Below are 12,272 nucleotides of genomic sequence, written 5' to 3' on the forward strand. Positions count from 1 at the left end.
GGGTGGCGCGGCGCCACTGGCGCTGGGGCCCTACCGCGGGCTGCTGGTGGCGGGCGGGGTGCTCAGCACCCTCGGGAGCTTGATCGGGCTGGTCCAGCCGGTGGTGACCAAGCAGCTCATCGACTCGCTCTCCGACAGCAAGGCGGTGACCGGTCCGATCATCCTCCTGACCGGAGCCGTGCTGCTCGGCGCGCTGATCAGCACGGTCGGCTCGTACCTGCTCGGGCGCAGTGCCGAATCGGTGGTCCGCGACTCCCGGCGCCGCCTGGTCGGCCGGATCCTGTGGCTGCGCATCCCGCAGACGGCCAAGTTCCCGCCCGGTGACCTGATGTCCCGGGTCACGGCGGACACGACGCTCCTGCGGGAGGTGGCGAGCCAGGCCCTGGTGGACTCGGGCCGGGGCCTGCTGATGTTCATCGCCATCCTCACGATGATGTTCCTGATGGATCCGATCCTGGTGCTGGTGACGCTGGGCGTGCTGGTCTTCGCCGGCATCCTCATCGGACTGGTGGTGCCGTTCTTCGCGCGGTACAACGAGCGCGTCCAGACGGCCGTCGGCGAGATCAGCAGCACCCTGGAGCGGTCGCTCGGCGCCTTCCGAATGATCAAGGCGGCCGGGCTGGAGCCGCGGGAGGAGGCCAGGGCCGTCGACGCGACGACCACGGCGTGGAAGTACGGCGTGCGGCTCGCCTGGCTGCACGGGCTGGTCGGCGCCTGCGCCACGCTGGCGATCCACGTGTCGTTCCTGGCCGTCCTGGGCATCGGCGGCGCCCGCGTCGCGACCGGGCAGATCGAGATCGGCACGCTGGTGGCCTTCCTGCTGTACCTGTTCTACCTCCTGGAACCGGTCGGTTCCCTGCTCGAGGCGGCGTCGAACCTCAGCGCGGGACTGGCTTCCGCGCGGCGGATCCGCGAGGTGCAGCAGCTCGAGGTCGAGCCGAAACCCGAGGCCGAGCTGGCCCGGATCGCCAACGGGAACGGCTTCGCGGGTGGCGGCCCGGCGAACAAGGAGCCGGCGTCGGTCAGCTTCCGGGAGGTGGCCTTCCGCTACCCGGGGACCGAGCCGCTGGTGCACCAGGAGGTGACCTTCGAGGTGCCGCCCGGCGGGATCACCGCGCTGGTGGGCCCTTCGGGAGCGGGCAAGTCCACGGTTTTCGCGCTGCTGGAACGGTTCTACGAACCGGACGGCGGCCGGATCCTGCTGGACGGCCACGACGTCCGGGACTGGCCGTTGTACCTGCTGCGGGCGGCGATCGGCTACGTCGAGCAGGACGCCCCGGTGCTCGCCGGCACGCTGCGCGAGAACCTGCTGATCGGCGTCCCGCACGCCGAGGAGGCGGACATCGAGCGGGTGCTGCAGCGCACCCGGCTCGACCGGCTGGTCGCAAAGCTCCCGGACGGCATCGACACGGCCGTCGGCCACCGGGGGAACACGCTGTCCGGCGGCGAGCGGCAGCGGGTCGCGGTGGCACGGGCGCTGCTGCGGCGCCCGCGGCTGCTGCTGCTCGACGAGGTGACCTCCCAGCTGGACGCGGTCAACGAGCTGGCGCTGCGCGAGACGGTCGCCGAGGCGGCCCGCGAGCTCACCGTCGTCGTCGTGGCGCACCGGCTGTCCACTGTGGTGCAGGCCGACCGGATCGTCGTGCTGGACGCGGGGAGGGTGCGCGCGGTCGGCACCCACCACGAGCTGATCAAGAACGACCCGCTGTACAACGAGCTGGCGACCACCCAGCTGCTGGTGTCCGACAACGCGGAGCAGACCGCCGTGGGGTGAGAGCGAGCCGGCCGAAGCCCACCGGAGGGATACCTCCGGTGGGCTTTCGGTGTGTCCGGGTGGACTGGATGGTGGTGAATCGCTGCGGTCCCAGCGTCCCGCAAAACGGCCGAACCCACCGGAGGCGGACCTCCGGTGGGTTCGACGTCGGAGCGGTGCGGGGTTACTCGACAAACACCGGAGTCAGCGAAAGCGGAAAATGGACGCGACCGGCCCGGACTTCGACGGGGACGGGCTTGCCCAAGGCGTCCGTCGCCCGCGCGTCGGGCGCGGTCCATGCGCAGTCGAACGGGATCGGCGGTTCGTCTTCGCCGTCGAAGTCGTCACGCCGGTGCCAAGCGACCAGCAGCGGGCCGCGGCCGGACCGGTCCACCTCGAACACGTACCGGTCCTCCCGGCCGGGAACGTCCACCCTGGACACCTGGCGGACGTCGCCGAGGAGCTCGGTCAGCAGCGCCATGGTGTCGCCGGCCGGGTAGCGGCGGCCGAGCCGTCCGTCCTCGTAGTCCACCAGGTTGAACTTGCCGAACAGCAGCTCCATCACCTGGTACGGGTTCCGCGGACCGGGCCGGTCCGGGCCCAGCTGCCAGCACGCCGTCCGGCGCACGCCCGCGGACAGGGCCAGCAGGTTGCGCATCACCAGGTCACGGCAGTTCCAGCGGTGGCGCTTCTCTTCCAGTTCCGGGGGACAGCCGACCATGAACATCTGCAGCAACGGCGGCATGACGGACATCCGCCGGTAGAGCGCGACCATCGCGGGCTCGCCCGTCGCCCGCCACTCCTGCTCCAGGGTGCCGTCCGCCTCGGCCGTCTCGTCCGTCGCCCCGACGCCCGACAACAGACCCGACAGGCGCGGCCTGAGCTGGGGGAGCGCGAACGGGAAGGGACCGTTGTACTCACCGAGCACGACCGGCTTGGCCAGGCCGTGCTCCGCCAGCATCCGGTGCGCGGCCGCCACGATCACCGGGGTCAGGTAGGGGTCGCCGTAGGGGTGGACGTCGAACACGTCGAACCAGGCGCCGCCGCCGGCAACGATCTTCTCGACGTAGGCGACGGCCTCCTCGTCGACCTGCTCACCCTCGACGGGAAGCGCGTCCGGCGGAGCGCCGCCGACGACCACCAGCGCCTGTGGGTCGACCTCCCGCACCACCTGCGAGAAGACCTCGAGGTGACCGAGGTAGTCCTCGGGGGAGCCGGTCCAGAGGAAGTCCACGCACGGCTCGTTGTCGCACTGCCACATCCGGACCTTGCCGCGGCACCGCGTGACCAGCTCACGTACGAACCGCCGGTACTGGGCCAGGTCCAGGGCGGGGGAGGCGGGCAGGGTGGGGTTCGGGTGCCGCGTCGCCCAGGTCGACGTGGAGTACACGGTGACCCAGAGCTCGTCGGAGTCCGTCATCTGGTCCAGCATCGCGTCGACGGCTTCCCAGCTGAACTCGCCCGGCTCCGGCTCGATCTGGGACCAGTACAGGTACATGCGGATGGTGCGGGCCCCCAGCTCCCGCACGACCGGCATGAACACCTCCGGCTCGGTGTGGATCCCGTAGGTGAGCCCGCGGGACACGCCGAGCCGGACGTCCGGCAGCGGTCCGGTTCCCTGGCTACCGGTGGTCATCGTCGCTTTCTCCTCCGCCGCTCAGGTCCGGGCGCGGTGCTCGGACACCAGGTCTTCCAGCTCGCCGACGAAGTCGCTCGGGGCGGGCATGGCCAGCATTTCGTCGCGCAGCCGGACGCTGCCCTCGCGGAAGGCGGGTTCGGCCAGCAGCCGGACGAGGTGATCGCGGACCAGGTCCCCGGTCGCCTCGTTCGAATGGATCGTCAGCCCGGCTCCCTGGCCGGCGAGCGAGGCGGCCAGCCGTGGTTCGTCGAAGTGGACCGGGAGCGCCAGCTGGGGCACCGCGTTCAGCGCGGTGGTGCACAGCGTGCCGAACCCGGCGTGGTTGATCACCGCCGAGCAGGTCGGGAGCAGCGCGTGCAGCGGCACGAACGAGACCGCCCGGACGTTGTCCGGCAGCGTGCCCAGCTCGTCCCGCACCTGGTCCGCGATGGTGGCGACGATCTCGATGTCCAGTTCGGACAGTGAGCCGAGGATCTGCTTCAGGTCGACGGTGTAGCCGTTGAAGCGTTCGACGGCGCTCAGCCCGAGGGTGAGCAGCACGCGGGGCCGCTCGGGCGGGCGCCGCAGCCAGTCCGGTACGGTCGCCCGCCCGCCGTACGGGACGTAACGCAGGTCGAGGTAGCGGATCCCGGGCGCCGGCATCCGCAGGGACGCCGGGATCTGCTCGATGGTGAACTGGCCGGTGATCATGTCCTCGGAGAACTCCGCACCGAACCGCTCGGCCTGGCCACCGAGCCAGTTCGCCATCGGATCGTCGCGCCGCTCCGCCGGCTGCCGGTTCATCACCTCGAGGAAGTGGTGCCGGGCCATGCCGAAGACGTCGAGCCCCCAGCTGATCCGGCCGTGCGCGGCACCGGTGGCCTTGGCCGCGATCGCCCCCGCGAAGCTGGTGGGTTCCCACAGGATCAGGTCCGGCTGCCAGTGCCGGGCGAACTTCACCAGCGGGTTGATCATCGGCACGTTCTCCATCTTGTGCCACCAGGTGACGGCGAAGTCGTACCCCTTGTTCAGGTAGGTCCAGATCCGTTTCCGGGGCACGTCGACCACGTCGTAGGGCTTCGGGAACCCGGCACGGGCGGCCGCGAGCTTCTCGGGCTCGATGCCGAGTACGCGGTACAGGCCGTGGTCCCGGCCGACCGGGACCGCCGTCAGCCCGGCCTCGGTGACGACGTCGTTCAGCCCGGGCTGGCTGGCCACCCGCACCTCGTGGCCCGCGGCGCGCAGGGCCCAGGCCAGCGGGACCATGCCCAGGAACATGATCTTCTCGGGGTAGGTCACGAAGAGCACGCGCACGGGTTTCCGTCCTTCGAGGTCGGTGAGCGGGACCGCGGTCAGCCGCGGTACTTTTCGGCGAGCTCGGCCAGCTCGCCGACGATGTCGCCGGGGGCGGGCATCCCGAGGATCTCCGCGCGCAGCCGTCCGACGCCGTCCCGGTAGGACGGTTCCGCCAGCAGGGTGCCGACCGCCTCGCGGACCGTGGGCCCGGTGGCGTCGGAGGGCTCCGTGCACAGGCCCCCACCCAGCTCGGCGAGCCGGCGCGCGGTGTACCACCCGTCCGCCTGGTCCGGCAGGATCAGCTGCGGCACGCCGGAAACGGTGGCGGTGGCCATGGTCCCGGCGCCGGCGTGGTGCACGATCACCGAGCACGTCGGGGCGAGCACGTGCAGCGGGGCGTAGGCGACCACCCGCGCGTTGTCCGGGACGCGGGTCAGCTTGTGCTGCTCGCTTTCGGCGATGGTGGCCACGACCTCGGCGTCCAGGTCGGCCAGCGAGTCCAAAATGGACTGGACGTCGACCATGTAGCCGCCGAAGCTCTCCGACGAGGTCAGGCCGAGCGTGATGGCGACCCTCGGCCGGGTGGGCGGCTCCCACAGCCAGGACGGGACGACGGCGGGACCGCCGTAGGGGATGTAGCGGACGGACACCGAATGCAGGCCGGTTTCCACGCGCTGGGACGGCGGGAGCTGCTCGACGGAGAACTGACCCGTGGTCATGTCCTCGGAGAACTCGGCTCCGACCTTCGTGGCCTCGTCGCCGAGCCAGGCGGCCAGCGGGTCGTCGCCGCGCTCGTCCGGGCGCGCGGCCCGTTCCCGCACGTACCGGGTGCGCCAGCGGCCGTAGAAGTCCAGCCCCCACAGGAACCGGCCGTGCGCCGCCCCGCACGCCTTCGCCGCGATCGAGCCGGCGAAGCTGGCCTGCTCCCACAGGATCAGGTCCGGCTGCCAGAACCGGGCGTAGTCCACCAGCTCGCCGACCATCGAGTGGTTGGCGTTCCTGGCCGCCTTGACGATCTCGGGGTTGGCGCCGGCCAGGTACTCCCAGGTGACCTCGGCCGGGTCGTCCGGCATGTCGAACGGCGGGAACACCCCGCGGCGGATGCGTTCGTAGCCCGCCGGGTCCAGCTCGGCAAACCGCTTCGTCAGGAACCGGTTCGCCGCCGTCCAGAGGTTGTGGTCGGTGCCGACCGGCACGGCGGTGAGGCCGGCCTGGGTGATCACGCCGGCCAGCTTGGGCTGGCTGGCGACCCGGACCTCGTGGCCGGCCGTGCGCAGCGCCCACGCGAGCGGCACCATGCCGAGGAAGTGGGTTTTCTCCGCATAGGAGACGAACAGGACGCGCATGGCTTTCCTCTCTGGACGACCCGGGCGGGCCGGGCTCGGAACCTCCGGTGCCGCCGGTCAGGGCCGGGGCGCGGAGGCATCGCGGGTCAGCGCGGCGGCCAGGTCTTCCAGCGCCGCGCGCAACGGCACGCGGGCCGACCAGCCGGTGATGTCGTGGAAGGGCGCGGGGTCGCCGACGAAGTCCACCGCGTCGGTCGGGACCGCGCCGCCGGGCGCGCCGACCGGGGTGATCTCCACCGGTGGCTTTCCGGTGTGCTCGGCGGCCACGCGGGCGACGAGGCCGAACAGCTCGGCGATGCTGGTCCCGGTCCCGCTGCCGAGGAGCCAGTGCCGCCCGGCGAGCCGGTCCGCGTGGTCCAGCGCCGCCACGAACGCGCGCGCGGCGTCGTCGACGCAGACGAGGTCCCGCCGGGCCGTCCCGCCGTACCAGAGCGAGAGCGGTTCGCCGGCGAGTGCCCGCCGCATCATGGTGGCCGCCACCCCGCGGTCGAGGGACGGGTCGTCCGTTCCCCGGCTCACCAGGGTGGGCAGCCGGAGGGTGGTGGCGCGCACGACACCCGCCGCCGTGGCGGCTTCGAGCGCGAGCTCGGCAGCGGCTTTCTGGCGGTCGTACGCGGTCTGCGGCACGTCTTGCTCGGTGCCGTCCAGTGTGCCCGCCCCGCCGGTGCCCACCTGCGAGGTCGAGCCGGCGAAGACCACCACCGGCGGCCGGGCGGGGCGGTGGTGCCGGAACACGCCGATCAGGTCGCGCACCAGGCCGGTGTTCACCCGCTCCGCGGCGTCGCCTTCGTCGGCCGCCCGCCAGGTTCGGGCGCCGGTGATGTAGGCGACCAGGTGCACCACCGCGTCCGCTCCGGCGACGACCCGGGCGAGCTCGCCCGGGTCGGTGAGGTCGGCGGTGCACACCTCGACCTCGGCCACGGGGTCGGGTGGCACGGTGGCGGGCCGCCGGGCCACGGCCCGCACCCGCACCGGGCGGGCGGCCAGTTCCCTGGTCACCGCCGTTCCCAGCAGGCCCGAGGCGCCGAGCACGACGACCAGCGGCCGCGAGACACCCTCCGTCACGGCTTCCCCCACGCCTTCAGTTTTCCGTCGCGCCGGCGCCGGCGCCCTCGGTGGAATCCTGTTTCGCGGCGATGGTGACGATGATTTCCGCGAATTCCGCGAAATCACCGTTCCGGTAGCCTTCGCCGGATCGGTAGGGCTGCAGGTCTTCGAACAGCTTGACGTTGTAGATGTTCTCCAGTTCCAGCACGATCTGGACCAGGTTGAAAGAGTCGAGATCCCGGATCGAGTCCGGGGCCTTTCCGTCGTCGGCCTGCTCCTCGTAAATCATCCTGGCCGTCTCGATGAGTGTCCTGGTCACCTCGTCCTTCTGCAACAACACAGCTCGGACCACCTTTCTGGTCGCCGATCCGGATCCTGGTGCGTCCCGCCGGCGGGACAGGCAACGCCCGCCGCCGGCCGCACAGGGTGATTTGCTGCGAAGGTAGCACCGCCGCCGAGCCGCGGACAATCACTCGCGACCGGCGTCGCGGATGGCAATTGCCGCTTGTTGAATCCCGGGTGGACTTCGTGGAAGATTGCCGCAGAATCGGTTGTCTTCCGTACTGCGCCACACCCGCATTCCGCACCGTCCGGGTTCGAGGGCAAGGAGAAAGAAATGTCGGCCACGTCCCAGTGCCGTATCTGCGACGGCACCGTCCACGAGTTCTTCGACTTCGGGCGCCAGCCGCTGTCCGACGCGTTCGTCGATCCCGCCGCCACCGGCGACGAGTTCTTCTTCCGGCTCGCGACCGGGATCTGCGAGTCGTGCTCGATGGTGCAGCTCATGGCGGAGGTGCCGCGGGACAAGATGTTCCACGAGGACTACCCCTACCTGTCCTCCGGTTCGACCTTCATGCGCGAGCACTTCGGCAAGCTGGCCGAGCGCTTCCGCACCACCGAGCTCACCGGAGCGGACCCGTTCGTGGTCGAGCTCGGGTGCAACGACGGCGTCATGCTGAAAGCACTGGCCGAAGCCGGGATCCGGCATCTCGGCGTGGAGCCGTCCGGCGGTGTGGCCAAGCTGGCCGCGGCGAAGGGGATCAACGTCCGCAACGACTTCTTCGAGGAGGCGACGGCGAAGGACATCGTCGCCACCGAGGGCCGGGCCGACGTCATCTACGCGGCGAACACCCTGTGCCACATCCCGTACATGTCGTCGATCCTGCGCGGCGTCACCACCTTGCTCGCGCCGGGCGGGGTGTTCGTGTTCGAGGACCCGTACTTCGCCGACATCGTCGAGCGCACGTCGTTCGACCAGATCTACGACGAGCATTTCTTCTTCTTCACCGTGCAGTCCGTGCAGGCGATGGCCGAACACCACGGGCTCGAGCTGGTGGACGCCGAGCGGTTGCCGGTGCACGGCGGCGAGGTGCGCTACACCCTCGCGCTGCCCGGCGCCCGGACGCCGTCCCCGGCCGTCGCGCGGCTGCGGGCCGAGGAGCAGGAACGGAAACTGGCGGACTTCGAAACGCTCCGGCGGTTCGGTGACAACGTCCGGCAGAACTGCGACGATCTGGTGGGCCTGCTCGAAAAGCTGCGCGACGAGGGCAAGCGCGTCGTCGGTTACGGCGCCACGGCGAAGAGCGCCACGGTGCTGAACCACTGCGGGATCGGGCCCGAGCTGCTCGCCTTCGTCAGCGACACCAGCCCCACCAAGCAGGGCCGGCTGACGCCGGGGTCGCACATTCCGGTGCGGCCGCCCGCGGAGTTCGCCGACCCGTACCCGGACTACGCGCTCCTGCTCGCCTGGAACCACGCCGAAGAAATCATGGCGAAGGAGCAGCAGTTCCGCGAGGCCGGGGGCAAGTGGATCCTCTACGTCCCCGAGGTGCACGTTGCCTGAAGACCGCATCCGCACAGCCGAAAACCCGAACCCGACGCACCGTGGAGGTGGGACGCGACCATGACGCAATTCGTGTGGGGATATGTCCGGGAGTACGAGGACGAACGCGACGACATCCTCGACGCGGTCGACTCCGTCTTCCGGTCGGGCCGGCTCGTGCTCGGCCCGAGTGTCGAGGGGTTCGAGCGGGAGTTCGCCGGCTACCACGGCGTGCCGCACGGCGTGGGGGTCGACAACGGCACCAACGCGATCGTCCTCGCCCTGCGCGCCCTCGGCGTGGGCGCGGGCGACGAGGTGATCACGGTGTCGAACACGGCCGCGCCGACGGTGGTCGCGATCGACGCGGTGGGGGCGACACCGGTGTTCGTGGACGTCCGCGAGGAGGACTACCTCATGGACGTCGGCCAGGTCGAACCGGCCATCACCGAGCGCACGAAATGCCTCCTGCCGGTGCACCTGTACGGCCAGTGCGTCGACATGGCTCCGCTGGAAGCGATCGCGGCGCGCCACGGCCTGCCGATCCTCGAGGACTGCGCGCAGTCCCACGGCGCCCGGCACCACGGCCGGATGGCCGGGTCGATGGGCAAGGCGGCCGCGTTTTCGTTCTACCCCACGAAGGTGCTCGGTGCCTACGGGGACGGCGGCGCCGTCATCACCGCCGACGCGCAGGTCGACGCCGACCTGCGAAGGCTGCGCTACTACGGCATGGAGGACGTCTACCACGTCGTCGAGACGCCCGGGTACAACAGCAGGCTCGACGAGGTGCAGGCCGAGATCCTGCGCCGGAAGCTGAAGCGGCTCGACGGCTACCTCGCCCGGCGGCGGGAGATCGCGGCCCGGTACGCCGAGGCGCTCGACGGCTCCGGCCTGGTGCTGCCGGCGGTCGCCGAGGGCAACGAGCACGTGTACTACGTCTACGTGGTGCGCCACCCCCGGCGCGACGACGTGCTGGCCGCGCTGAAGGAACACGACGTGGCCCTGAACGTCAGCTACCCCTGGCCGGTGCACACCCAGCGCGGCTTCGCCCACCTCGGCTACGGGAAGGGTGCGCTGCCGGTCACCGAGAAGCTGGCCGGCGAGATCTTCTCGTTGCCGATGTACGCCTCCTTGGCGCCCGAGGACCAGGACAAGTTCATCGCCGTGTTGCTCGATGTCCTGGCGCGGCTCTGACGAACGAGGCGCCCGTTCCCCGCGTCCGGGCGCCTCGCAAGGGAAAGGAGGTGCCCGGTGATCGAGCGAGCCATCACCGCGCCGCCCCAGGTGTCCCGGCGGATTCCGCTGCCGGGAACGACGAGCGGCGGCCCGGACGCCGTGCTGTCCACCCTCGAGGACTTCGAGCGGTGGTGGGCGGAGCGGCACCGGGCCGGCCGGTTCGAGGTGGATCGGGTCCCGCTCACCGAGCTGGACGCGTGGCACTTCGACCCGGGGACCGGAAACCTCGGGCACGAAAGCGGCCGGTTCTTCACCGTCGAGGGGCTGCAGGTCCGGTTCGGCGGGGTCGTCGAACGGTCCCAGCCGGTCATCCACCAGCACGAGATCGGCGTGCTCGGCATCCTGGTCAAGGAGATCGACGGCGTCCCGCACTGCCTGATGCAGGCGAAGATGGAGCCGGGCAACGTGAACGTGCTCCAGCTGTCGCCGACCGTGCAGGCGACCAGGAGCAACTACACGCAGGTCCACCGCGGCGCGCAGACCCGCTATCTGGAGTACTTCACCGGGCTCGCTCGCGGCGAGGTCCTGGTCGACGTGCTGCAGTCCGAGCAGGGCGCCTGGTTCTGGCGCAAGCGCAACCGCAACCTGGTCGTCAAGGTCGGTGGCGAAGTGCCGGTCGCGCCGGACTTCCGGTGGCTGCCGCTGCCGCTGGTGCACCGGCTGCTGCGGATCGACAACCTGGTCAACATGGACGCGCGCACGGTGCTGGCCTGCCTGCCCCCGGCCGGCACCGACGACGCGCCGGGCACCGCCCGGCACCCCACCGCGGACATCCTCAGCTGGTTCACCGAGGCGAAGACGCGCTGTGACTGGCACGCCCGGCTGGTCCCGCTGGCGGAGGTCGGCGGCTGGGCCGTCACGGGCGGCGAGATCGTGGACGACGAGCGGCGGCAGTTCCGGATCACCGGGGTGCGGGTCACGGCGGGGAACCGGGAGGTGACCCGGTGGACGCAACCGTTGCTGGAGCCGCGCGGCCAGGGGCTCGCCGTGTTCGTCACGAAGCTGATCGACGGCGTGCGGCACGTGCTCGTCCAGGCGCGTCCCGAGATCGGCTTGCTCGACCTGGTGGAGATCGGGCCCACCATCCAGCTGTCGCCGGGCGAGGACGCCGGCGGGATCGAGGACCCCCTCGTCCGGGAGGTGGCGCGCGGGAGGCTGGGCCGGACGCGCTTTTCCGCGGTCCTGTCCGAGGAGGGCGGCCGGTTCTTCCACGCCCTCACGCGGTACCGCGTCGTGGAGGTCGGCGAGGAGTTCGAGACCGAACCTTCGCCGGACTACTGCTGGGTGGCCGACTGGCAGCTCACCGAACTGCTGCGGCACGGCCACTACGTCAACATCGAGGCGCGCAGCCTGCTCGCCTGTCTGCGCAGCCTGCCGTACTGACCGAGCGCGGGCTCGTCAGGTCGTCATGTCGTCACGTCGTTATGGAGGAACGCAATGTGGTCGCGTGAGCTGGCCGTGGAGGGCGCGATCGAGTTCACGGCGCGGAAGTTCCCCGATGACCGGGGGTTCTTCGTCTCGCCGTACCAGCGGCCGGCCTTCGTCGAGGCGGTCGGCGTGCCGCTGGCGTCGGTGGCCCAAACCAGCTACAGCTGCTCGCGGCAGGGGGTGATCCGGGGCGTCCACTTCACGACAACCCCTCCCGGCTGCACGAAATACGTGTACTGCCCGAAGGGCGCCATCCTCGACTTCGTGGTCGACCTGCGGGTGGGGTCGCCGACCTTCCGCCGCTGGGACTCGGTCGTGCTGGGACCGGAGGACTGCCGGTCGGTCTACCTGCCGTTGGGGGTGGGGCACGCGTTCTTCTCGCTGGAGGACGACAGCGTGATGACCTACCTGCTCTCGGAAAGCTACGCCCCCGAGCAGGAGCTGGGCCTGGCCGTCCTCGACGCGGCGCTCGGCCTGCCGATCCCGGACGGGCCGCTCATCATGTCCGAACGCGACCGGGCCGCACCGACCCTGGCGGAGGCGATGAACGCCGGAATCCTGCCGGACTACCAGGTTTGCCGGGCTCTGGAGAAGGCCCCGGCGGGGGTCCTGGATTCGTGACCGCGGGGATCCGGCGACGGCTCGAACCGGGCGCCGGTGGCCTTCAGCAGCGGTCGCGGGGGCGCCCCCCCGTTTCCAGCCTATCGCTCGGCACCGACAGTTTCGGAG

10 protein-coding genes are annotated in these 12,272 nt (G+C 70.9%); 5 read left to right on the forward strand and 5 right to left on the reverse strand.

Features of this window, described 5'->3' with window-relative positions:
* Positions 1-1,774, forward strand: a 1,774-nt coding sequence (locus tag ACFVYA_RS47500; protein WP_387054913.1) for an ABC transporter ATP-binding protein, incomplete at its 5' end; no start/stop codon positions are given.
* A gap of 163 nt (positions 1,775-1,937) precedes the next feature.
* On the opposite strand, the gene ACFVYA_RS47505 is transcribed toward ACFVYA_RS47500, so the two are convergent.
* The 5 genes from ACFVYA_RS47505 to ACFVYA_RS47525 are packed head-to-tail and all read right to left on the reverse strand — an operon-like array spanning position 1,938 to position 7,394.
* Positions 1,938-3,389: a hypothetical protein gene (locus ACFVYA_RS47505; RefSeq protein WP_387054916.1), complete on the reverse strand. Its 1,452-nt coding sequence runs from the start codon at positions 3,387-3,389 to the stop codon at positions 1,938-1,940.
* Positions 3,390-3,410: 21 nt separating this feature from the next.
* A complete protein-coding gene (locus ACFVYA_RS47510; RefSeq protein ID WP_387054918.1) occupies positions 3,411-4,685 on the reverse strand; it encodes an activator-dependent family glycosyltransferase in 1,275 nt (424 codons plus the stop codon).
* A gap of 38 nt (positions 4,686-4,723) precedes the next feature.
* Positions 4,724-6,013, reverse strand: a complete 1,290-nt coding sequence (locus tag ACFVYA_RS47515) for an activator-dependent family glycosyltransferase (RefSeq protein WP_285990961.1) — start codon at positions 6,011-6,013, stop codon at positions 4,724-4,726.
* Positions 6,014-6,070: 57 nt separating this feature from the next.
* Entirely contained in the window at positions 6,071-7,090 is a 1,020-nt protein-coding gene (locus ACFVYA_RS47520; protein WP_387054921.1) for an NAD-dependent epimerase/dehydratase family protein, read from the reverse strand.
* A gap of 4 nt (positions 7,091-7,094) precedes the next feature.
* Complete coding sequence (locus ACFVYA_RS47525; protein ID WP_285990963.1) at positions 7,095-7,394, reverse strand: hypothetical protein; 300 nt, start codon at positions 7,392-7,394, stop codon at positions 7,095-7,097.
* Positions 7,395-7,676: 282 nt separating this feature from the next.
* On the opposite strand from ACFVYA_RS47525, the gene ACFVYA_RS47530 reads away from it, so the two are divergent.
* The 4 genes from ACFVYA_RS47530 to ACFVYA_RS47545 are packed head-to-tail and all read left to right on the forward strand — an operon-like array spanning position 7,677 to position 12,164.
* On the forward strand, positions 7,677-8,903 hold the full coding sequence (locus tag ACFVYA_RS47530) for a methyltransferase domain-containing protein (RefSeq protein WP_387054923.1): 1,227 nt from the start codon (positions 7,677-7,679) through the stop codon (positions 8,901-8,903).
* A 60-nt stretch (positions 8,904-8,963) separates the two neighbouring features.
* The gene (locus ACFVYA_RS47535) at positions 8,964-10,073 is read left to right on the forward strand and encodes a DegT/DnrJ/EryC1/StrS family aminotransferase (protein WP_387054925.1); all 1,110 of its coding nucleotides are present in this window, start codon (positions 8,964-8,966) and stop codon (positions 10,071-10,073) included.
* A gap of 57 nt (positions 10,074-10,130) precedes the next feature.
* A complete protein-coding gene (locus ACFVYA_RS47540; protein ID WP_387054927.1) occupies positions 10,131-11,498 on the forward strand; it encodes an NDP-hexose 2,3-dehydratase family protein in 1,368 nt (455 codons plus the stop codon).
* A 54-nt stretch (positions 11,499-11,552) separates the two neighbouring features.
* Entirely contained in the window at positions 11,553-12,164 is a 612-nt protein-coding gene (locus ACFVYA_RS47545; RefSeq protein ID WP_285990967.1) for a dTDP-4-dehydrorhamnose 3,5-epimerase family protein, read from the forward strand.
* Positions 12,165-12,272 lie beyond the last annotated feature (108 nt).

This window comes from Amycolatopsis sp. NPDC058278 (genome assembly GCF_042881395.1).
GTDB lineage: Bacteria > Actinomycetota > Actinomycetes > Mycobacteriales > Pseudonocardiaceae > Amycolatopsis.